Annotated in this window: 19 protein-coding genes; 8 read left to right on the forward strand and 11 right to left on the reverse strand. The window is 71.2% G+C overall.

Annotated features, from left to right (window positions below; all coding sequences use genetic code 11):
- Positions 1 to 18 precede the first annotated feature (18 nt).
- Positions 19 to 582: a DJ-1/PfpI family protein gene (locus ACSNN8_RS33320; protein WP_436654007.1), complete on the reverse strand. Its 564-nt coding sequence runs from the start codon at positions 580 to 582 to the stop codon at positions 19 to 21.
- 86 nt (positions 583 to 668) lie between these two features.
- Positions 669 to 1,412 (reverse strand): GntR family transcriptional regulator, encoded by a 744-nt coding sequence (locus tag ACSNN8_RS33325; protein ID WP_436654009.1) that lies wholly within the window; start codon positions 1,410 to 1,412, stop codon positions 669 to 671.
- Between the two features lie 384 nt (positions 1,413 to 1,796).
- Here ACSNN8_RS33325 and ACSNN8_RS33330 point away from each other — a divergent pair, with 384 nt between their 5' ends.
- From ACSNN8_RS33330 to ACSNN8_RS33360, 7 genes are read left to right on the forward strand one after another with little or no spacing between them, the layout of a single operon-like run.
- A complete protein-coding gene (locus ACSNN8_RS33330) occupies positions 1,797 to 3,152 on the forward strand; it encodes an extracellular solute-binding protein (protein WP_436654011.1) in 1,356 nt (451 codons plus the stop codon).
- On the forward strand, positions 3,149 to 4,057 hold the full coding sequence (locus ACSNN8_RS33335) for a carbohydrate ABC transporter permease (protein WP_436654013.1): 909 nt from the start codon (positions 3,149 to 3,151) through the stop codon (positions 4,055 to 4,057). The genes ACSNN8_RS33330 and ACSNN8_RS33335 overlap by 4 nt, the downstream gene beginning before the upstream one ends.
- On the forward strand, positions 4,057 to 4,944 hold the full coding sequence (locus ACSNN8_RS33340; RefSeq protein WP_436654015.1) for a carbohydrate ABC transporter permease: 888 nt from the start codon (positions 4,057 to 4,059) through the stop codon (positions 4,942 to 4,944). The genes ACSNN8_RS33335 and ACSNN8_RS33340 overlap by 1 nt, the downstream gene beginning before the upstream one ends.
- Positions 4,944 to 6,011, forward strand: a complete 1,068-nt coding sequence (locus tag ACSNN8_RS33345) for an ABC transporter ATP-binding protein (protein WP_436654017.1) — start codon at positions 4,944 to 4,946, stop codon at positions 6,009 to 6,011. The genes ACSNN8_RS33340 and ACSNN8_RS33345 overlap by 1 nt, the downstream gene beginning before the upstream one ends.
- The gene (locus ACSNN8_RS33350; RefSeq protein WP_436654018.1) at positions 6,011 to 7,087 is read left to right on the forward strand and encodes an ABC transporter ATP-binding protein; all 1,077 of its coding nucleotides are present in this window, start codon (positions 6,011 to 6,013) and stop codon (positions 7,085 to 7,087) included. Before ACSNN8_RS33345 ends, ACSNN8_RS33350 begins: the two co-directional genes overlap by 1 nt.
- Positions 7,084 to 8,553 carry an NAD-dependent succinate-semialdehyde dehydrogenase gene (locus tag ACSNN8_RS33355; protein ID WP_436654020.1) on the forward strand — a complete coding sequence of 490 codons (1,470 nt, stop codon included), beginning with the start codon at positions 7,084 to 7,086 and terminating at the stop codon, positions 8,551 to 8,553. Before ACSNN8_RS33350 ends, ACSNN8_RS33355 begins: the two co-directional genes overlap by 4 nt.
- A 1-nt stretch (position 8,554) precedes the next feature.
- Positions 8,555 to 9,790: an iron-containing alcohol dehydrogenase gene (locus ACSNN8_RS33360; RefSeq protein ID WP_436654022.1), complete on the forward strand. Its 1,236-nt coding sequence runs from the start codon at positions 8,555 to 8,557 to the stop codon at positions 9,788 to 9,790.
- 20 nt (positions 9,791 to 9,810) lie between these two features.
- Here ACSNN8_RS33360 and ACSNN8_RS33365 read toward each other — a convergent pair whose 3' ends face one another.
- From ACSNN8_RS33365 to ACSNN8_RS33405, 9 genes are all read right to left on the reverse strand, one after another.
- Complete coding sequence (locus ACSNN8_RS33365) at positions 9,811 to 11,379, reverse strand: diguanylate cyclase (RefSeq protein ID WP_436654023.1); 1,569 nt, start codon at positions 11,377 to 11,379, stop codon at positions 9,811 to 9,813.
- A gap of 164 nt (positions 11,380 to 11,543) precedes the next feature.
- Positions 11,544 to 12,053, reverse strand: coding sequence for a GNAT family N-acetyltransferase (locus ACSNN8_RS33370; RefSeq protein ID WP_436654024.1), 510 nt, complete (start codon positions 12,051 to 12,053; stop codon positions 11,544 to 11,546).
- Between the two features lie 118 nt (positions 12,054 to 12,171).
- Complete coding sequence (locus ACSNN8_RS33375) at positions 12,172 to 12,837, reverse strand: hypothetical protein (protein ID WP_436654026.1); 666 nt, start codon at positions 12,835 to 12,837, stop codon at positions 12,172 to 12,174.
- 188 nt (positions 12,838 to 13,025) lie between these two features.
- A complete protein-coding gene (locus ACSNN8_RS33380) occupies positions 13,026 to 14,522 on the reverse strand; it encodes a S8 family serine peptidase (protein WP_436654028.1) in 1,497 nt (498 codons plus the stop codon).
- 148 nt (positions 14,523 to 14,670) lie between these two features.
- Entirely contained in the window at positions 14,671 to 15,075 is a 405-nt protein-coding gene (locus ACSNN8_RS33385; protein WP_436654030.1) for a hypothetical protein, read from the reverse strand.
- A gap of 64 nt (positions 15,076 to 15,139) precedes the next feature.
- Entirely contained in the window at positions 15,140 to 16,243 is a 1,104-nt protein-coding gene (gene nemA, locus ACSNN8_RS33390) for an N-ethylmaleimide reductase (protein WP_436654032.1), read from the reverse strand.
- A gap of 84 nt (positions 16,244 to 16,327) precedes the next feature.
- A complete protein-coding gene (locus ACSNN8_RS33395) occupies positions 16,328 to 17,431 on the reverse strand; it encodes an aminopeptidase (protein ID WP_436654034.1) in 1,104 nt (367 codons plus the stop codon).
- Positions 17,432 to 17,518: 87 nt separating this feature from the next.
- Positions 17,519 to 18,505: a helix-turn-helix domain-containing protein gene (locus ACSNN8_RS33400; protein ID WP_436654035.1), complete on the reverse strand. Its 987-nt coding sequence runs from the start codon at positions 18,503 to 18,505 to the stop codon at positions 17,519 to 17,521.
- Positions 18,506 to 18,626: 121 nt separating this feature from the next.
- Positions 18,627 to 19,487: a rhodanese-like domain-containing protein gene (locus ACSNN8_RS33405; protein ID WP_436654037.1), complete on the reverse strand. Its 861-nt coding sequence runs from the start codon at positions 19,485 to 19,487 to the stop codon at positions 18,627 to 18,629.
- A 201-nt stretch (positions 19,488 to 19,688) separates the two neighbouring features.
- Here ACSNN8_RS33405 and ACSNN8_RS33410 point away from each other — a divergent pair, with 201 nt between their 5' ends.
- A complete protein-coding gene (locus ACSNN8_RS33410; RefSeq protein WP_436654038.1) occupies positions 19,689 to 20,939 on the forward strand; it encodes an MFS transporter in 1,251 nt (416 codons plus the stop codon).
- The last annotated feature ends 32 nt before the right edge of the window (positions 20,940 to 20,971 follow it).

Consider the following 20,971-nt stretch of genomic DNA (forward strand, 5'->3'; position numbering starts at 1 on the left):
TGACGGTCCGGGGTGTCGTCACCCGGCGTTGACGGACTTCGAGAAGACCTCCATCATCGCCCGGCCGAACTGCGGCATGTCGGGCCAGCCCCGGCAGGAGACGAGGTTGCCGTCCACCACGTCGGGCGCGTCGATGACCGTCGCGCCCGCGTTCTCCATGTCGCCGGTGATCGGGGGGAAGCACGCCGTCTTGCGACCCTTCAGCAGCCCGTAGACCGCCGGCACCTGCGCGCCGTGGCACACCAGGGCGATCGGGAGGTTGCGCGCGAAGAAGTGCTCGGTGATGCGCCGGACGTCGGCGTCGACCCGGATCCACTCGGGGGCGCGTCCCCCGGGGATGATGAGGGCGTCGTAGCGCTCGACGTCGACCTCGGCCCAGGGCACGTCGACCGGCAGTTTCCGGCCGTTCTTCTCCACGTAGGCGTCGGAGTTCGGGTCGAACTCGTGGATGACCAGCTGCACGTCGCGCGTCGTCCGGGAGGAGACGTCGACGTCCCAGCCGCCCTCCTGCACGCGGTAGTACGGATACATGGTGTCGAGCTCCTCGGCGGCGTCGCCGGTCAGGAGCAGCGCTCTGGGCACCTGCTTCTCCTCGCATCGGGGGCGGCAGAGCGGATCCAATCCGATCCGATCTGATGTGGCAAGCATTACCCGAGCCGGCCCGCCCGTCAAGCGTCCGTCGCCACCGCTTCGGCGTCCTCGATTTCGTCGAACAGGCGCCGGAAGCGCTCACCGGACCGCAGGATGTGCCGGCGCATCGCGTAGGCGGCGGCGTCGGGGTCGCGCGCGGCGATCGCGGCCACGACCTGCTCGTGCTCGTCCATGGCCAGGTGCGTCACCTGGGTGTCGCGGTGCAGCCGGAAGAGGTGCACGTGGCTGTGCAGGCGGGCGAGCGACTCCCGGATGACCTGGTTCTCCGCGCTCAGGGCGATGAGATCGTGGAAGGCGGCGTCGCGCAGTCCGAAGGCGCCGTACGCCATGGGGCCGCTGCCGCCTTCCAGCTCCGCCATCTCCTCCAGCATCCGCCGCAGGGCTGCCACCTGCTCCAACGAGGCGCGCTCGGCGGACCGGCGGGCCGCCGCCGGCTCGAGCAGCAGCCGGACCTCAAGCATGTCCTCGAACCGGTGCCGGGTGATCTGCGGGGGAATGCGGTAGCCGGCGTGGGGCACCCGCACGACCAGCCCCTCGGCCTCCATGCGGTTCAGGGCGTCCCGGATCGGCGTCTGCGAGACGCCCAGCTCCCGCGCCAGGGCGTCGATCGTGACGCGGGAACCGGGCTCTATCCGCAGCGACATGAGCTGGCCGAGCAGGGTGTCGTACACCTCGTCGGCCAGCCGGCCGCCGGATCGTCCCGGCGGCACTGCGCCCGTCATGACCCGGCGGCCCCGGGCGGTCATCGCTTCGTCGTCCATCGTGATGTGGGGTCCTCTCTTACGCCTTCGCGAACCTGTTGACATCAGTCACAACGCTGCGGGATGCTGACGCCCACCACCGGATCGTATAGGAAACGCGCCGGCCGCCCGCCATCCGGCACCGTCGCGGAACCGCCACCTCATTGCTCTCTCTCGATCATGCAGCACTGCCCCGAGCATGCTCGCCGTCTCCCCCGTTCCGCCACGGGTCGCGGACGGACGAAAGACTCCCGCGGCCCTCGCGGCATCCGGGCGACACGCCGGACAGCCCTGGTCGCTCCTCCCGGAAACCAGAAAGCAGGCAAGAAGATGCGGTATCTCCAGCGAAGAGGACGCAGGTCCGTTCCCGGCCGGGTACAGCTGGCCGCGGCGGCCATGCTGCTGATGGCCACGACTGTGGCGGCTTGCGGCGGCAGCAAGGACGACAGCGCCAAGGCGAGCGCCCCGAAGGCGCCGGCCACCATCCCGGAGCTCACCAAGGACCCGCTGACCCTCAGCTTCATCTGGTTCGACTGGCCCCCCGCGCACGCGCTGGAGGACTTCGCGAACGCCGAGTACAAGAAGGAACGGCCGAACACGACGATCAAGGTCAACACCGTGCCGAACGCGAACTGGCACGACGCCATGTTCACCCAGTTCGCCGCGCACAAGACCGACTTCGACATCGCGATCCTGGACTCGCAACACATCGGCGAGGCGGTGACCAACGGCAACATCCTCGACCTCACCGACTTCGTCAAGGCAAACGTCGACGTCAACGCCTACAACCCGTACCTCCTGGCCGCCTACGGCCAGTTCCCGCAGGCCGAGACCGGTCAGCGGGACGAGAACGCCAGCCTGTACGGGCTCCCGCTGCTCGGCGACACCTGGACGATGATCTACCGCAAGGACCTGATCGGCGAGAAGCCGCCGCAGACCTGGGACGAGATGATCTCGGTCGCCCAAAAGTGCCAGACGGACCACCCCGGCGTCAGCGGCCTGGCCTTCCACCAGGCCAACGGCTCCGACGCCGCGGCCGTCACCTACAACACGGTCAACGGCGTCTACGGCGGCAACCTCTGGGACTCCAAGGCCCGCAAGATCGACGGCGTCATCAACGACGCGGCCGGCCAGGAGGCGATGGACGTCCTGGTCAACAAGATGAAGCCGCTGACCGCCAAGGGCTCCGGCAACTGGTTCATCGACGAGGTGAACGCGGCGGTCGCCCAGGGCAAGGCCTGCATCGCGTTCAACTGGATCGCCGCGAGCGGCGGCCTGCTCGATCCGAAGCAGTCGACGCTCGGCACCACGCGCGAGCAGATCCTCGGCAAGCTGGGCTTCGCCACCCTGCCGAAGCAGAAGACCGACCTGGTCCCGCTCGGCGGCATGGGGATGCACGTGTCGGCCTACTCCGCCCAGGCCAACCAGGCCGAGGCCCTGAACTTCATGAAGTGGTTCGAGCGGGCCGACGTCCAGAAGAAGTGGGCCGCGGCCGGTGGTGTGCCCTCGCGGACGGACGCCATCCAGTCACCCGAGTTCCTCAACGCCGGGCCGTTCAACAAGGTGTACGCCGACTCGGTCCCGCGGATGCGCGACATGTGGAACGTGCCCGAGTACGCGCGCCTCATCAACATCGAGAACACCAACGTGAACGCGGCTCTCAACGGCGCGAAGGAGCCGAAGCAGGCGCTCGACGACATCGCCAAGGAGCAGCAGGGCGTGCTCGACGCGGGCAACGGCAAGGGCGGCGGCGGGCTGTGAGCGTCGCGACGCCGCCCACCCGGGGCCGGTCCCGGTGGTTGAGCGACCGCCGGCTGGCCGTGGTCTTCATCGCTCCGTCACTGCTGCTGCTGCTCGCCATGTCGGTGTTCCCGCTGCTGTGGGCGCTGTACCTGTCCTTCACCGACTACTCCGCCACCCGCGGCGGCGCCGCCCATTTCGTCGGGTTCGGCAACTACACCGCCATCCTGACGTCGGCGCAGGTGCACCTGAGGGCGTTGACGACGGTGATCTACGTGGTCGGCGCGGTCGTCCTGCAGACCGGGCTCGGTTTCACCATCGCCTACCTGATCTCCCGGCGCACGCACGGGCGGGGGCTGCTGACCACGCTGTTCCTGGTGCCGATGATGCTGTCGCCGGTCGTGGTCGGGCTGTTCTGGAAGTTCATGCTCGACGCGCAGTTCGGCGTGATCAACAGCATGCTCGGCTCGCTCGGCCTGGGGCAGGTGGAGTGGCTCACCCAGCAGCGCACGGCCCTGATCTCGCTGATCGTGGTCGATACCTGGCAGTGGACGCCGTTCATCATGCTCATCGCCCTGGCCGGCCTGACTGCAGTTCCCCGGTACCTGTACGAGGCCGCGTCGATCGACCGGGCGTCCGAGTGGTTCCGGTTCCGCACCATCACGCTTCCGCTGGTGTGGCCGCTGCTGCTCATCGCCGTGCTGTTCCGGGCCATCGAGGCCTTCCGGCTGTTCGACCTGGTCTACATCCTCACCAGCGGAGGCCCGGGGGTCTCGACCGAGACGCTGTCGTTCCACGTCTACAAGGTCGCGTTCCTGGGCTTCAACACCGGGACCGCCTCGGCGTACGGGATCCTCATGGTCCTCGTCGTCATCGTCCTCACGCAGCTCTACCTGCGCTACCTGAACAAGCTCAAGGAGGACTGATGACCGTCTCCGTCGACGAGGCCGTGTCCCCCGGTCCGGTCCGGGACCACGCGCCCCCCGCGCGCCGCCGCGGCGGCCGGGGCCGCTCCGCGCTGGAGCTCACGCTGCTGGTCGTGCTGGCCGTCGTGATGCTCTTCCCGGCGCTGTGGATGCTGGAGACCTCCATCAAGGAGAACCGCGACGTCTACGCCGTCCCGGCCAAGTTCTTCCACTTCGCCGTCACCCTGGAGCACTTCAGGGACGTGTCGGCCCTGTCCACGGCGTTCCTCAACTCCGTCGTGGTCGCCGGGGTCTCCACGGTGCTGGCCACCGTGCTGGGGGTCCCGGCGGCCTGGGCCTACTCCCGCTTCTCTTTGAAGGCCAAGAAGGACCAGCTCTTCTTCATCCTGTCCACCCGCTTCATGCCGCCGGTGGTGGTCGTGATCCCGATCTTCCTGATGTACCGCCAGGTCGGGCTCATCGACAGCAAGCTGGGCCTGATCCTCATCTACGCCGCCTTCAACCTGCCGTTCACGATCTGGATGATGAAGGGCTTCGTCGACGAGGTGCCCGCGGAGTACGAGGACGCCGCCATGCTCGACGGCTACACCCGCCTGCAGGCCTTCTGGAAGTACACCCTCCCCCTGCTCGTACCCGGCATCGCCGCGACCGCGGTCTTCGCCCTGATCTTCTCGTGGAACGAGTTCGTGTTCGCCATCTTCCTCACCTCCAGCGACAGCGTGCGCACGGCGCCACCCGCCATCGCCGGGCTCATCGGCGGCACCACCGTGGACTGGGGTCTGGTGGCCGCCTCCTCCGTGGTGTTCGCCCTGCCGGTGCTCGTCTTCGCGTACCTGGTGCGCAGGCACCTCGTCGCCGGTGTGACGCTCGGGGCGGTGCGACGCTGATGGCCGGCATCGAGGTGACCGCCCTGCACAAGCGCTACCCGGACGGCACGGTCGCCGTCGACCAGGTGGACCTGTCGATCCGCGACGGCGAGCTGTTCGTGATGCTCGGCCCGTCGGGCTGCGGCAAGACCACCACGCTGCGGGCCGTCGCCGGCCTGGAGAGGCAGACGACCGGCGACATCCACATCGGCGACACGCTGGTCAACGGCCTGCCGCCCGCCGAGCGCGACATCGCGATGGTGTTCCAGTTCTACGCCCTCTACCCGCACCTGAGGACCCGCGACAACCTGGCCTTCCCGCTGCGGGCCGAGGGACTGCCCAAGGCGGAGGTGCGCGAGCGCGTCGACGAGGCCGCCCGGCTGATGCGGCTCGGTCCGCTGCTGGACCGGCGGCCGAGCCGGCTGTCCGGCGGGGAGCAGCAGCGCGTCGCGCTGGCTCGCGCCCTGGTGCGACGACCGCGCGCGTTCCTCATGGACGAGCCGCTGACCAACCTGGACGCGGAGCTGAGGGCGGACATGCGTACGGAGATCAAGCACCTGCAGGCGGAGCTGGGGACCACGATGGTCTACGTCACCCACGACCAGGTCGAGGCCATGTCGCTCGGGCACCGCATCGCGATCCTCAACAAGGGCCGCGTCGAGCAGGTCGGCACGCCGCTGGAGGTCTACAACCGCCCGGCGAGCCTGTTCTGCGCCGCGTTCATCGGCTCCCCGCCGATGAACCTGATCGAGGTGGAGGTGGCCGACGGGAAGCTGCGCGGCCAGGGCGGGCTGGCCCTCACGCCACCGTCCGGGCTGCCGCGCGACCGGCAGCTGGTCGCGGGCGTCCGGCCGGAGGCGCTGGAGGTCACCGCACCGGGGGCGGACCGTACGATCCCGGCCCGCGTGATCTCGGCGGAGTGGCTGGGCGACGAGATCATCTACGTGGTCGACCACGGCGGCCGGCACGACGTGCGGGTCCGGATGGCGCCGACCGTTCGTTTCGCCGCCGACGCGCCGGTCGGGTTGCGGCACACCGGTGGAACCCCGGCGGTGTACGACGTACGCACGGAAGAGCTGGTGGCCTGATGGGAACCGTGGCAGTGCACGGGCTGCGCAAGTCCTTCGGCAAGGTCCAGGCTCTCGACGGGGTGACGCTGGAGGTGCCGGAGGGATCGTTCTTCGTCGTGCTCGGACCCTCGGGGGCCGGGAAGACGACGACCCTGCGAGCGATCGCCGGCCTGGAGAAGCTCGACGCCGGGTCGGTGCATCTGGACGGGCGGGACGCGACCGGTGACGAACCGGCCGCCCGCGACCTGGCCATGGTCTTCCAGAACTATGCGCTCTATCCGCGGCGCACGGCGTACGAGAACATCGCCTCGCCGCTGCGGGCCCGCCGGTGCTCCTCGAGCGAGATAACCGCCGCCGTCGACCGGATGTCGAGCCTGCTGCACATCGAACGGCTGCTGCAGCGTCGTCCCGCGCAGATGTCGGGCGGTGAGATGCAGCGGGTCGCCCTGGCCCGGGCCCTGGTCCGCACCCCGCGCGCGTTCCTCATGGACGAGCCGCTGACCAACCTCGACCTCAAGCTGCGCGTCGAGATGCGTACCGAGCTCACCCGCATCCACCGCAGCCTCGGAGCGACCTTCGTCTACGTCACCAACGACCAGGTCGAGGCCCTGTCCATGGCCGACCGGGTCGCGGTCCTCAAGGAGGGCAAGGTGCAGCAGGTCGGCACGCCGGCCGAGGTGTACGAGCGGCCGGCCAACCAGTGGGTCGCCGGGTTCGTCGGGAGCCCGGCGATCAGCCTGCTCGCCTGCCACGCGGAGGGGGACCGCCTGGTCGGTGCGCAGGGCTGGACGTTGCCCCGGCCGCGCTGGGCCACGGCCGAGAACGGTCGTCCGCTGCTGCTGGGCCTGCGGGCGGAGGACGTCTCCGTCGAGCACCGCGGGGACGTGTCGTTGCCGGGCGAGCTCTACGGGATCGAGCCGCTCGGGGACCGGACGGTGGTCGACGTCCGGGTGGGGACGGAGATGCTCAAGGTCAAGGCTCGGCCCACCGTCACCGGTACGCCGGGTGAGCGACTGCACGTCACGGTCGACCTCGACCGTGCGCACCTGTTCGATGCGAGCAGCGGGCTGTCGCTGCAGGAGGCGACGCGATGAGTGACCCCACGAACGTCCTGGCCCCGGAGCACCGGCGGCTCCGCATCGGCGACGCCTGGTGCGACGCCGCGAGCGGAGCCACCTTCGCCGTCGAGGACCCGGCCACCGGCAGGACCATCGCCGAGGTGGCGGACGCCGGCGTGGCCGACGGGCTGGCCGCCCTGGACGCGGCGAGCAAGGCCATGGCGCAGTGGGCGGCGACCCCGCCGCGCACAAGGTCGGAGCTGCTGACCGCGACGTACCGGGCGTTGACCGAGCGGTCCGAGGAGGTCGCCCGGCTGATCACGCTCGAGATGGGCAAGCCGCTCGCCGAGGCCCGGGCCGAGGTGGCGTACGGCGCCGAGTTCTTCCGCTGGTTCGCTGAGGAGGCGGTACGCGTCGAGGGGCGCTACAACACCGCCCCCGCAGGCGGTTATCGCGTCCTCACCGTGCCGAAGCCGGTCGGGCCGTGCGTCTTCGTGACGCCCTGGAACTTCCCGTTGGCCATGGGCGCCCGCAAGATCGCCCCGGCGCTGGCCGCGGGCTGCACGACGATCACCAAGCCGGCCGCCCAGACGCCGCTCACCATGCTGCTGCTGGCCCGCATCATGGAGGAGGCCGGCGTTCCCCCGGGCGTCGTCAACGTGGTGACCACCAAGCGCTCGGGCGAGGTGGTCTCCGCGCTGCTGGCCGACGGCCGGACCCGCAAGCTCTCGTTCACCGGGTCGACCGAGGTCGGGCGCGTGCTGCTGCGGCAGGCCGCGGACAACGTGCTGCGCACCTCGATGGAGCTGGGCGGCAACGCGGCCCTGATCGTGTGTGCCGACGCCGACCTGGACGTCGCGGTCGCCGGGGCCCTGGTGGCCAAGATGCGCAACATCGGGGAGTCCTGCATCGCGGCGAACCGGATCTACGTCGAGGAGCCGGTGCGCGAGGAGTTCACGGCCCGCTTCGCCGAGCGGATGGCCGCGCTGTCGGTGGGCCACGGTCTCGACGCCGGCGTGGACGTCGGGGCGCTGATCGACGAGGCCTCGGTCGCCAAGATCGACGAGCTCGTCGCCGACGCGGTCGATCGCGGCGCCCGGGTCGTGGTGGGCGGCAGGCGCCCGGACGGGCCGGGCCACTTCTACCCGCCCACGGTCGTCGTCGACGTGCCCGAGGACGCGCGGATGCTGGCGACCGAGATCTTCGGACCGGTGGCGCCGATCGTCTCGTTCACCTCCGACGTCGAGGTGATGGCCAAGGCCAACGACACCGAGTACGGCCTGGTCGGCTATGTCTTCACCCGCGACCTGCAGCGGGCGCTGCGGTTCGCCGAGGGGCTCGAGACGGGGATGCTCGGCATCAACCGCGGTCTGATCTCGGACCCGTCCGCCCCGTTCGGCGGCGTGAAGCAGTCCGGGATCGGCAAGGAGGGGTCGCACGAGGGCATCTCCGAGTACCTCGACCTCACCTACGCGGCGATCGACCTACCTGAGGGGTTCTGACATGCTCGAGACCGTCCGCGGACCGCGCCAGCTGATCATCGGCGAAGGGGTCGCGCAGAACATCCCCCGAGTGGTGTCCGAGCTCGGCTCGCGCGTCCTCATCGTGACCGACCAGGTCCTCCTGCGGCAGCCGGGCGTGGCCGGCATCGTGGCCGCCGTACGGGAGAAGGTCCAGGCCGTCGAGGTCTTCTCCGACGCCACCCCGGACGTGCCGCTCACCGACGTCGCCCTCGCCGTGTCGGCCGCCGCCGAGGTGGACGCCGATGTCATCCTCGCCATCGGGGGTGGCACGGTGATCGACCTTGCCAAGATCGTCGGCGTCGTCCGGTGCCACGGTGGGACGCCGCGCGACTACTACGGCGAGTCCAAGGTGCCGGGGCCGACGACCCCTCTCGTCGCGGTCCCGACGACCTCCGGCACCGGCTCCGAGCTCACCCCCGTCTCGGTGCTGACCGACCCCGGCCGCGAGCTGAAGGTGGGGGTCTCCAGCGTCCACCTCGTGCCGGACTTCGCCATCGTCGACCCCGAGCTCACCTACAGCTGCCCTGCGACCGTCACCGCGCACTCCGGCATCGACGCGTTCTGCCACGCGGTGGAGAGCTACACCGCACGACCCCGGCCGCACGGACCACGCGACCCGGTGGAGCAGGTCTTCCTCGGGCGCAACGCGATCACCGACCACTATGCGCTGCAGGCCGCGGAGCGGATCGCCCGCAGCTTGCGCCGAGCCGTCAAGGACGGAGGCGACACGGAGGCGCGCGCCGACATGTCGTACGGGTCCATGCTCGCCGGGCTCGCGTTCTCCCACGCCGGGAACGGGGCCCCGCACGCCCTGCAGTACCCCATCGGCGCAGCCACGCACACGCCGCACGGCCTGGGCGTCGGGCTGCTGCTGCCCTACGCGCTGGAGGCGGCCCGGGACGCCGTCGGCGACCGGTTGGCCATCCTGGCCAGGGTGTGCGGGCTCGACGTGACCGGCGCCTCGGACGCCGAGGCCGCGGACGTGTTCCTCGCCTGGCTCGACGAGCTCCTGGCCGACATCGGCATCCCTGCCACCCTGGCGGACATCGGCGTGTCCCGCGCCGATCTCCCGCGCTTCGCGGAGATGGCCGGCGGTGTCACCCGCCTGATCCAGAACCATCCGGGCCCGACCGACCCCGCCGGCCTGACCGCGCTTCTCGAGGCGGCCTGGGCCGGGGACCGGACCCGGCTCGTCCTGACCCGGGCGAGACAGTAGGCGAGCTGCCCCGCGTGTCGTCACACCGCGCGGGGCAGCACCATCACGCGGTCGCGGCCGCCGCGCTTGGCGGCGTACAGCATGCGGTCGGCGTCGGCGAGCAGGGCGGTCAGGGCGTCGTCGCCGGCGGTCGTCGTGGCACCGATGCTCACCGTGACCGGCAGCTCGCCGGTCAGCGGGGCCCACCGGTGCGCGGCGACCGCCCTGCGCAGCGCCTCCAACGGGCCGGCCGCCTGCCCGCCGGCCACCCCGGGCAGCACGACCAGGAACTCCTCACCGCCCATGCGGGCGACGAAGCCGCTGTCCGCCACCGTCTGCTGCACGGAGGTGAGCACCTGCGCCACGGCGACCAGGACCTCGTCGCCCACGTCGTGCGACAACGTGTCGTTGATGCGCTTGAAGTGGTCGACGTCGACCAGCGCGAGGGTCAGCGGTGAGCGGGTCTCGGCCGCCAGCGCGGCCGCGGCGGGCAGGTGGTCGTCCACGTAGCGCCGGTTGCGCAGCCCGGTGAGGGGGTCGCGCAGCGCCTGCTCGCGGTAGCGCCGCGCGTCGTCGCGGGCCTGCGCGGTCTCGAACATCACCTGCCGGGTGTGCGCCCGTGCCTCCTGCTGCGCCGACCGCAGCTCCTCGCCGGCGGCGTGGTAGCGCTTGTACTCGGCGAACGCCTGCTCGAACGCGCCGGTCGCCGCGTGCAGCTCCGCCTGCTCGGCCATGACCCGCACCCGTACGCCGGTCAGCTCCCGCTCCTCGCACAGCGTGCGGGCGCGGTCCAGGCTCCGCTGGGCGCGGTCGAGCGCGCCGAGACGACGTTGCGCGCCGGCCAGCGTCAGGGTCGCCTCGGCGAGGTCGTGCACCTCGTACCAGAGCGGCGAGTCGGTCACCGACAGCAGGGTCCGCTCGGCCGCCGCGTACTCCCCCAGCCCGATCTGGATGTTGGCGATGGTGTCGCGTTCGACGATGAGGAAGTCGCGGCCCAGCGCCGCCGCGACCGGGTGCATGCGCTCGACGACGGCCGCGGCGGCCGCGAGCTCGCCTGCCTCGAACTCGGTGTACGCACGGTTGTTGAGCACCAGCAGGCGCCGCGTGAGGTCGTTGATCGAGGTCGCCAGCCGTTCGGCCTGCAGGTAGCGCTCCCGGGCCGCGTCGATGGACCCCACGTCGCCGAGGGCGTTCGCCAGCCGGATGAGGTACATCAGCCGCAGCCCCGGCGAGGCCTGGTCGTCGAGCTGCTCGACGGCGCTGATCGCGTGCTCGAGGCTCGCCGCGTGGTCGCCCAGGTAGCTGTACGTCAGCGCCAGGTGGAAATGGCTGCGGGCCAGCAGCGCGGGCGCCTGCATGTCCTGCGCCCGCCGCTGAACCTCCAGGAACACCTGCGCGGCGCCGCCGCGGTCCCCGTTGCGCTGGGCCATGTCGGCCTGCACCAGCCGGGCCCGCAGCTGCAGGACGACGTCTCCGCCCTCGCGGGCCGCCTGCTCGATCGCCGTCGCCGACGCCAGGTTGGCCTCGATGTCATGACCCTGATACGCCTCAAGATCATCCAGCAGCCGGGCAAGCGCGTCAGCGCCCACCTCGCTGCCGACCGCACTCATGCCAGCCGTATCGACATCCGGACCGCCGTCGCGAGGGTTTTCCGGTTGCATTTCCCTCACTGAGGAAGACGGACGGCGGGTGGGCTTCGTCCGTGAAGTCCGGGTTCTGTCCCGGGAAGAGTGCTTGATCCTCAAGTCCGGGGCTGGTCGAGGCAGCCGGGTGCCTACAAGTCGTGCCTGTAGAGCCGCATTCTTGCCGGGGTCCCATCGGCTTGCTCGTCGGTGCCGGACGTGAAGTCGCGGACGTAGATGAAGCCGCACTTCTCGGCGACGCGGACGGATGCGACGTTCCCGGGGTCGACTCGGATGGCGGCGCGCGTGCCGATCCGGTTCTCACGCATGTACTCGAGGATGAGGCGTACTGCTTCACCGGCGACTCCGCGTCCGCGGGCCCACGGGTGGACGGCGTAGCTGATGTTGACATCGCCGGGTTCCAGGCCGTCGACGACATCCGGGTCGCAGTCGACGTACCCGGCGAGACGGTCATCGAGGCACACGCCGAAGCCTCGCTTGCCGCACCCCGCGCGAGCGTTGTCGGCGAGCTTGGTGAAGTGGGCGGCCGTCGTCTCGGTGGTGCCGGGGGCGCCGTTCAGCCAGCGAACGGTGTGCTCGTCCTCGCCCGCGTTGTGCGCCTCGATGTCTCTGTCCGTCAGAGCTCGCAGCGTGATCCTCATCCGAGGACCATAGGAAGCCGCCGGCAGTGCACGACAGCGATATTCGGAGCCGAACCGCTTGATGCGGGGCAGGTCGGCCTGCCCGGCGCTGCCGAGCCACTCGCCGAGGACGACGGGCTCAGCCGGCGTCCACCGCGTCGCCCACCCAGCCGCTCAGGTCGTAGAGGGTCGAGCAGTAGTCGTCGGCGGCCGCGACCTCGGGCTGACAACGCAGCTGACCATCGCGGACCAGCGAGGGCAGCACCGTCGGAAAGGTGCCGCCTTGGCCGGGTCGGACGGTGCCGTCGGCTGCCGTCAGGGGCAGGTCGATCCCCGTGATCATGCCGGTATCGGTGCTCTTGATGTAGAGCCGGTGCCGTCCGGGCCCGGCGAGCAGGAACCCTTCCAGGGTGCAGATGTCTTCGAACCACAGGATCCCACCGCCGTAGAGCAGCTGGCGCAGCATGGTGAAGTAGTTGACGTCGTACTCGACGGGTCGATGACGCGGCGTGAAACCCAGCTCGCCGGCGGAAAGGATCACGTTGCCGTGGCTGTCGCGCTGACCCGCCCCGGCGCGCAGGGCAGCGGCCGTGAGCGTGCGTAGCCAGTCGGTCGCGGCGTCCACGTCGAGCTCGGTGCCGTCTTCGGCGACGAGAGAGAACTCGACGGCGACGCCGGCCTGCGCCTGAGCACCGGCCAGCAGGACGACTCGCGTCCGATCGGCACCAGCGCGAACGACACCCCCGAGGCGCACCTGATCCACGGTCCGTGGTCCCAGCGGCGCCATCACCAGCGGGGCCAGCATCCGCAGGAGCAACTCATGGAGATGATCTCTACGGTCCACCGGTTGCTGGAACCTCCGCAGGGTGTTGGTGCGAACTACTTCTCGAGGTCATTGAACCAGCGCCGGAAGTCGCGAACGTCCGGCGCTCGAGCTCCGTGACGAAGGCCGGTGGGTGCCCCGCGTGCGGGCACCCACCGTCCGGGGGAATGTCAGAACAACCAGCCCTTGTCGCCGGCGCTGAGCCAGCCGGTCGAGGACCAGGCCGCCCCGCTCCAGTTCGGCGCGGTTCCGGAGCTGCCGGACCACGCCTTGCCCGACCAGGTCTGCCCCGCCCAGGCGACCTCGGACCAGGCCTTGCCCGACCACGCCTTGCCCGACCAGGCCTTTCCGGACCAGTTCGCCTGCCCGTCCGTGGTGGTCGTCCACCCGGCGCCGGTCCACGAGTGGCCCATCCAGTCGCCGCCGTTCCACGAGGTGCGGGCGGCACTCGCGGCGGCCCAGGTCGTGGTGCTCAGCGGTCCGAAGATGTCCCGCTCGCCGGTCAGCGCGATCCCGTCGCCCATGGTCACCTGCGAGGAGCCGCGGTCCTTCTGGATGCTGCCGGTGCCGGTGATCGTGCTGCCGCTCTGGCTGCACCCGGTCAGCGTCGACCGGATCGCCGTCTGCAGGTTGATCTGCGGCGCGAACGAGCCGGCGACCGGCGTGCCGGTGGCCTTCAGGTAGCACATGACCTGCATGGGCGACAGCGTCGGATACTTCTGCAGCAGCACGGCGGCGGCGCCGCTGACCACGGCCGCGGCCTGGGAGGTGCCGCTGCCCTTGAAGAACCGGTCCCCCACGCGGGCGGACGGGTAGTTGACGTCGGCGTACGAGCCGGGGTCGCGCAGCGACACGATCGAGCGGCCCGGCGCCATCACGTCCGGCGCGTTCTCCTTCGTGTTGGCGCCCAGGCTGCTGAACGAGGCCGCCGTGTCGTCGGCCGGGTTGGTGGTGCCCTGCGGGTCGGTCGCCCCGACGGTGATGATGTACGGGTTCGAGCCCGGGTTCAGGATGTTGCCGCCGGTGTTCCCGGAGGCGATGACCACGCTGATCCCGGCCAGGTACGCGTTCTCCACGGCCTCGCTCAGCGGGCTGCTCACCCAGCTCTGCGTGCTGTCGGTGCCGTACGACAGGTTGAGCACCTTGATGGGGTTGGCCGGGTCGTCGTTGCGGTGCGCCACGACCCAGTCGACGGCGGCCATCACCTGGGTGACGTCGACCGCGCCGTTGGCCGCGCCCACCTTGAGGGAGAGCAGCTTGGCGTCGGGCGCCACGCCGGTGAAGGTGCCGCCGGCGGCGTCACGGCCCGCGATGATGCCGGCCAGGTGGGTGCCGTGACCGTACGTGTCGCGGCGCAGCAGCCCCGGAATCTGCGACTCCAGCGACAGGTCCGGCCCGTTGGCCACGTTGCCGCTGGTGAGCCCGGCGACCGGGACGACACCGGTGTCGATGAGCGCGATCCCGACGCCCTTGCCGGTGTAGCCCGCCGCGGCCGCCACGTCGTCACGGATGATCCGGCGGACGTCGGGCAACGCGGTCGCGGTGGCGGTGTAGTTGTAGTCGCTGGGCGACGTCGTGGTGGCGGCATCCGCGATGCCCGGGTGTAGCAGGGCGGCCGCGGTGACGACGGTCGCCCCGGCTGCCCGGAGACGAACCTTGCTCCTCAACTGCTGCTCCTTCGACGACGTGACTGTGTGCCCCGCCCCGTCGGCAGCGTTGCCCCGGTTGTGAACGAGTTGCCGCAGAGGTGGCCGGTCGGTTGCCCGCCTCGACCGAACGGTCACCCGGCGACCGACCGCCGGGGGGGGGCCGCACTCAACCGGTGACCGGCAGTGCCGGTGCCGTGGTGCTCGACCCCGCCCGGCCACAGGTGCGCAGCAGATCGGCCGCCGCGGCACGCCAGGCCCGGTCACCGTCGTCGGCACTGCGCCCCATCGCCGCGACACTCTCCGTCAGCGCCGGGCTGTCGGCGCCCCGCGCCCGCCGGTCGACCGAGTCGGCGAGCTGCAACCGCGCCGGTGTGTCGGTGGCCCGCCGCCACCCCGACCGGAACTCCGCGCAGGCCTCCCGCTCGCTCGCATCCGGCCCGGCCGCGGAAGCGTGCGAGGACTCGGCCACGAGCACCGACCGCTGGTCACAGCCGGTCGCCGCCCACACCGGCAGGGTCAGCGCGAAGGCGGCGGCACCGCGACGCCACCGGTAACCAGTCATCATGCCCATCGCCCCGCCATACCCACCGCCCCGGCGGACGGAGCCCCCGCCGGCCGAAGTCACCCGGTCGGGATCACGCGCTCCAGGCCGGGTAGTCGGTGTATCCGGCGGAGCCGCCACCGTAGAACGTGGCCTGGTCGGGCGCGTTGAGCGGCAGCGACTCGCGCAGCCGGCGCGGCAGGTCGGGGTTGGCGATGAAGGCGCGGCCGAAGGCGGCGGCGTCGATCAGGCCCGCCTGCAGCAGCGACGTGGCCTTCTCGGCGGTGTAGTTGCCCGCCGCGACGATCGGGCCGGGGTGCGCCGCGCGCAGCTGCTTGCGGTAGTCCTCGTCGAGGACCGGGCCGCCGGCCCAGTCCGGCTCGGAGAGGTGCAGGAACGCGACGCGGCGCCTGCCGATCTCCTCGGCCAGGTACAGGCCCATCTCCGCGCCCTCGGGATCCTCGAGCCCGTTGAACGCGCCGATGGGAGAGATGCGGATCGCGACCCGCGAGGCGTCCCAGGCCTCGATGACCGCGTCCAGCACCTCCAGCGTCAGCCGGGCGCGGTTGGCCAGGTTGCCGCCGTACTCGTCGGTGCGCTGGTTGCTGTCGGCCGCCAGGAACTGCTGGAGGAGGTACCCGTGCGCGGCGTGGATCTCGGCGAAGTCGAAGCCGGCGTCCCGGGCGTTGCGTGCCGCGCGGCGGTAGTCCCCGACGATGCCGGGGATCTCGTCGAGCCGCAGGGCGCGCGGGATCGGGCAGTCGACGCGGGTCGGTGAGCCGTCCGCGCCGCGGACGGTCGTGCGGTTGCGGTAGGGGCCGGCCGACGCGCTGACCGGCAGCTCGCCGGTGAACGACTCGTGGGAGACGCGACCGACGTGCCACAGCTGCGCCGCGATCAGGGCGCCCTCGGCGTGGACGGCCCCGGTGATCCGCCGCCACCCGGCGACCTGCTCGTCGGTGTGGATGCCGGGCGTGTCCATGTACCCCTTGCCCTGCGGGGAGATCTGGGTGCCCTCGGAGATGATCAGCCCCGCGCTCGCCCGCTGCCGGTAGTACTCGGCCATCAGCGCGTTGGGCACGTCGCCCGGCCGGTCGGCCCGCATGCGGGTGAGGGGGGCCATCACGACGCGGTTGGCCAGCGTGATCGGGCCGAGGGTCAGGGGCTCGAACAGTGACAGGTGGTGATCGTGGTTCATGAAGTCGATCATGCCGACTGTCGTCGCCGCCTGACAGTGGCGGACGCGCCGTGGAGGGGCCGTATCCGGCCAGGGGGCCGCCGGTCAGGTCGCCTCCAGGAGGTCGACGTCGTCGACCCGTATCCGCGTGTTGCCGTCGAGCAGGTGCAGGAAGGTCCAGTGCACCGGGGAGGCGTTGGCGCTGCCGGTGGGCACGTGTCCCTGACCCAGGGACACCGAGAACATGCCGGCGATCTTGTTGTCGAACAGCTCGATCCCCACGGGCTCGACCAGCCGCGGGTTCATGCCGAGGCCGATCTCGCCGATCCGGCCGGCGGCGTCGTCGAACCCGAGGCTCGCCGCGAGGACCTGCTCGTTCGTCGACGCGCGCCACTCGACCACCCGCCCCTGCTCGAACCGCAGACAGAGGTCCTCGACGCGGGCGTCGTGGATGAAGGCGGGTTCCGTGGCGCGGATCCATCCGTTGACGCTCGTCTCCAGCGGCGCGAAGTCGATCTCGCCGTCCGGCATGTTCTGCCTGCCGTGCGCGACGTCGACGGGTCGCTGCCCGAGGTCCATGGTCAGATCGACGCCGTCGCCCTCGACGCGCATGACCGCCCCGTCCCGGATCACGGCGGCGCGGCGGGCCATCCTGGCGTGCATCGCCTCCCACTCGGCGACCGGGTCCTCGGCGTCGAGCAGCATGGCGGACCACACCATGGCCCGGTACCGCTCGGGATCCCGGCCGGCCATCGCGGCGTAGCCCCTGGTCGGGTAGTGGGTGGTGACGCGACGCAGGGTTCCCTCTTCCAGGCGGCGCAGCTGCTGGTAGATGAGGGAGTAGCGGGTGTTCTGGCGCGCTTGCTGCTCCTGCGGTGTTCTCGTGCGCAAGCCGGCCGGGTCGGAGTCCGCATCGATCCGGATCACGACGTCGACGTGGTCGTAGGCCCATGCGAGCAGCGGGTTGGGCGCCCGCCACTGCTCGGGATCGGCCGTACCGTCCAGGATCAAGGAGTCTTCGTCGGCGAGGTGGACGTACGGCACGGGGGTCGCCCCACTGGCCAGCACACGGCGCACCAGCGCGCGTACCAGAGGTTCGGCTTCCGGCCCCGTCGCCCTGACCAGCACGAGATCCCCCGGCCGGACCCGGACGGAATGATGGACAAGGACCTCCGCCAGCCGCCGGCAGGCGACGTCGTCATCGATCATGGGCCGATCGTGTCAACCGGCGCCTGTCGCCGACAGTGGCTCCCGCGCCCGAGGGCGGCCGGATCCGGACACCCGGCTCCCCTGCCGTCAGGAGGCGCGAGCACCGGCCGCGTGCGTCCGGAAGGACTTGCGGTACGCGCTCGGCGACGTGTGCAGCGCGGCCGCGAAGTGGTGGCGCAGGGTCACCGGACTGCCGAAGCCGGCCGCGATCGCGATGCGCTCGATCGGCTCGTCGGTCTCCTCGAGAAGCTCCCTGACCCGGGTCAGCCGCAGCTGCAACAGCCACCGGTTCGGGGTGGTGCCGGTGACCTCACGGAACCGGCGGGAGAAGTTGCGGGGCGACATGAACGCCATGGACGCCATCTCCGAGAGGGACAGGTCCTGGTCGAGGTTGTTGCTCACGTGTTCCAGCACCTGCGCCACCCCGTCGCCGTTGTCGGACCGGGTGGGGATCGGCGTCATGATGAACTGGGCCTGGCCGCCCTCCCGGTGCGGCGGCACGACCATCGCCCGGGCGATCTCGCGAGCGGTGCCGGCTCCGTGGTCGTGCCGCACCATGTGAAGCGAGAGGTCGACCCCCGCCGCCGTCCCGGCCGAGGTCAGCACGCTGCCCTCGTCGATGTAGAGGACGTCCGGGTCCACCCGGACGCGCGGGTAGCGAGCGGCCAGGTCGGCGGCGTACCTCCAGTGGGTGGTCGCTCGCCGCCCGTCCAGGATGCCGGCGGCAGCCAGAACGAACGCTCCCGAACAGAACGACGCCACTCGAGCGCCACGAGCGTGGGCCCGTCGCAGCGCGTCCAGAACCTCGGGGTCGGCCGGGTCGTCGACGGAGCGAGCCTCGGGAACGATGACGGTGTCGGCGGCGTCGACGGCCTCCATGCCGTGCTGGATGACGGCGGTGAACAGCCCTCCGCGCGCCGCCGCGCCCCCGGGCCGGCCGGTACAGATCGAGACGTCGTACCAGTCGGTGCGCGCGGAGACGGGCCGCGGAACGGCGAACACCTCGATCGCGACGCTCAGTTCGAAGAGCGTGAAGGTCTGCGGCACCACGACGGCAACTCGGTGATCTGGCACGATCCGATCGTACGGTCGGGCGCGGCCACGGCCGGAGGGCTGCAGCGCCATCGCTCGATCAGATCCGGCCAGGGTTTCTCACCTCGACGGCCGTGGCGGTGCCGCAGACCGGCGCCTCGCGTCAGACGACCAGACCGAAGTCGGCGGGGGTCGCCTGCCGCGGGTCCGTCAGCGGCCGCCTGCCTTCGGTCGGGTTGCCTTCGCGGATCCAGTACTCGAGGCCTCCGATCATCTCCTTGACGCTCCGGCCCGAGGCGGCGAGCAGCATCGCGCCCTTGGTCGCCCCGTTGCAGGCGGGCCCCCAGCAGTAGGTGATCAGCAGTCCCTCCGGGAGCGATGCGGCGACCGCGTCGTCGATCGTCGGCCACGGGACGTTGATGGCGCCGGGAATGTGCGCCTTGGTGTAGTTGCCCTCGGGGCGGCAGTCGATGAGCGTGAAGCCGGGCGTGCCGGAGGCGAGTGCCGACGCCACGTCGGCGGGGTCGGCCTCGAAGGCGAGCCGGGCCTCGAAGTGCCGGGCCGCCACCTCCGGGGCGGCGGCCGGGATCTCGACGGTGCGGTTGGGGGTGACCAGGGTCATCTCGTTCCTCCTGAGGTCTGCTGTGTTGCTCCGAGGATCTCGTTGCCGGCGATCGTCGCGGGAGATCCGCGAGCGACGGCCGATGCTCGGATCCAGCCAAAGAACCCGGCCGTCGTCGGGGCCGCCCTCGAGGATGGGCGGTGTGTCGCAGTGACGGCTGAGCCAATCGACGAGACGGCGAGCCTCCGCGGGCGTCTCGGGATAGCACTCCCCCAGCGGGTCGACGCCGAAGATCTCGTCGAGGAGCTGGTCGACGATCGCATGGACGAGCTCGGCCCACAGGCGCCCCTCGAACCCTGTCCCGCCGTCGAGGAGGAAGGGCGGGCCGGGCACCTCCCACGGCGGCAGCCCACGGCCCTCGAGCCGGGCGGGCACGGGGTCGGGTCGGCGGTCAGGGTCCACGGGAGCCTCCGGGATGCTCGGCAGTCCTGCGGTCGAGCCTTCGGCATCGTGCGGCGGGCCGAACAGGGGCACGCAGGTCACGGGCCGCCCGGATTCGGCCGAAAACAATCCCGACGGGGCGCCCACGGTTGGCGCGATGCGATCACACGGTGGCCTGCCGGCCCCTGCTCGGTCGCGGCAACCTCGGCGACTCTGATGACCATGCCTGGTCGCCCGTCGCTCGTTGCCTCCCGGATCGGACATCGGTTCACCCTGCTGTGGGCCGGACAGTCCGCCTCGCTCCTCGGGGACCAGGTCACGCTGATCGCCCTACCGCTCGTCGCCACCGTCCATGCCGGCGCGTCGACCTTCGAGGTCGGCGTCCTCGCGACCCTGCTGAAGCTGCCGTTTCTGGTCATCGGGCTGCAAGCCGGCGTCTGGGTGACCAGGCTGGGGCTGGCCCGGTCGATGATGGGCGCCGACGTCGCCCGGGGAACGGCACTGGCCGTCGTCGTCCTGATGCTCGCCTCGCAGGAGCGCATCTCGCTGGTGGCGCTCGCCGGCGCCGTCACCGCGGTCGGCGTGGCGACCGTGTTCTTCCAGGTCGCCTATCAGTCGTACGTCCCCGAGGTCGTCGAGGATCCGCGACACTGGCACGCCGCCAACCTCCGGCTCTCGCTCTCCGAGTCCACCAGCCTGCTCGCCGGGCCCGCCCTGGGCGGGTTCCTCATCAGCACGGTGTCCCTGGTCGGCGCCCTCGTGCTCGACGTGGGAACGTACGTCCTCAGCGTCGTGACGCTCGCCGCCCTGGCCGTGTCGTACCGACGGCGTGCGGGACCCTCCGTCGAGCCGGCCATCGCGAAGATCGGGATGCGTGCCGCGATCACCGAGGGCTTCAGATACGTCAACGGCAGACCGGTTCTCAGGGGCATCATGTGGGCGGGCGCCACCTACAACATCGGGTCCGCCATGTTCGAGGCGACGCTCGTCCTGTTCGCCGTTCGCGACCTTCACCTGTCGCCGAGCCGGCTCGGCCTGGCCATCGGCGTCGGCGCCTGCGGCTATCCGCTGGGCGGCATCCTCTCGGCACCCCTCAACCGGCGGTACGGCCGGGGCATGATCCTTCTGCTCGCCGCCTTTCCCTCGGTTCTCGGCATCGCGATCGCGGGCACGGCGACCGGAGCGCCGGCGCAAGCGGTCCTGGGACTCGGCGTGTTCGTCATCGGGGTCGGGCAGGGCGCGTTCGCGGTCAACGCGGTCACGCTGCGGCAGGTGCACAGCGCTCCGGCCATGCGGGCCCGCGCGACCTCGGTACACCGGTTCGCGTCGTGGGGCGCGTTGCCGGTCGGCACCCTGCTCGCGGGCGCGATCGGAGAACTGCTGGGCCTGCGCGCCGTGACGGTCGTCGCCGCCGTCCTGGCCGCGGCGTGCTTCGTGCCGCTGTCGGCCGCGGCCATGCGGCATGCGGAGTGAGAACTCGCTGGGAGGGCCCGCGCGGACACGCA

It is taken from the genome of Actinoplanes sp. URMC 104 (assembly GCF_051386375.1).
Classification (GTDB): Bacteria; Actinomycetota; Actinomycetes; order Mycobacteriales; family Micromonosporaceae; genus Actinoplanes.

Coding starts and splice junctions, on each gene's coding strand:
- ACSNN8_RS33325 (WP_436654009.1), bottom strand. CDS start 1,412: ATGGACGACGAAGCGATGACCGCCCGGGGCCGCCGGGTCATGACGGGC.
- ACSNN8_RS33330 (WP_436654011.1), top strand. CDS start 1,797: ATGGCCACGACTGTGGCGGCTTGCGGCGGCAGCAAGGACGACAGCGCC.
- ACSNN8_RS33340 (WP_436654015.1), top strand. CDS start 4,057: ATGACCGTCTCCGTCGACGAGGCCGTGTCCCCCGGTCCGGTCCGGGAC.
- ACSNN8_RS33345 (WP_436654017.1), top strand. CDS start 4,944: ATGGCCGGCATCGAGGTGACCGCCCTGCACAAGCGCTACCCGGACGGC.
- ACSNN8_RS33350 (WP_436654018.1), top strand. CDS start 6,011: ATGGGAACCGTGGCAGTGCACGGGCTGCGCAAGTCCTTCGGCAAGGTC.
- ACSNN8_RS33355 (WP_436654020.1), top strand. CDS start 7,084: ATGAGTGACCCCACGAACGTCCTGGCCCCGGAGCACCGGCGGCTCCGC.
- ACSNN8_RS33360 (WP_436654022.1), top strand. CDS start 8,555: ATGCTCGAGACCGTCCGCGGACCGCGCCAGCTGATCATCGGCGAAGGG.
- ACSNN8_RS33365 (WP_436654023.1), bottom strand. CDS start 11,379: ATGAGTGCGGTCGGCAGCGAGGTGGGCGCTGACGCGCTTGCCCGGCTG.
- ACSNN8_RS33370 (WP_436654024.1), bottom strand. CDS start 12,053: ATGAGGATCACGCTGCGAGCTCTGACGGACAGAGACATCGAGGCGCAC.
- ACSNN8_RS33375 (WP_436654026.1), bottom strand. CDS start 12,837: ATGCTGGCCCCGCTGGTGATGGCGCCGCTGGGACCACGGACCGTGGAT.
- ACSNN8_RS33385 (WP_436654030.1), bottom strand. CDS start 15,075: ATGGGCATGATGACTGGTTACCGGTGGCGTCGCGGTGCCGCCGCCTTC.
- nemA (WP_436654032.1), bottom strand. CDS start 16,243: ATGAACCACGATCACCACCTGTCACTGTTCGAGCCCCTGACCCTCGGC.
- ACSNN8_RS33395 (WP_436654034.1), bottom strand. CDS start 17,431: ATGATCGATGACGACGTCGCCTGCCGGCGGCTGGCGGAGGTCCTTGTC.
- ACSNN8_RS33410 (WP_436654038.1), top strand. CDS start 19,689: ATGCCTGGTCGCCCGTCGCTCGTTGCCTCCCGGATCGGACATCGGTTC.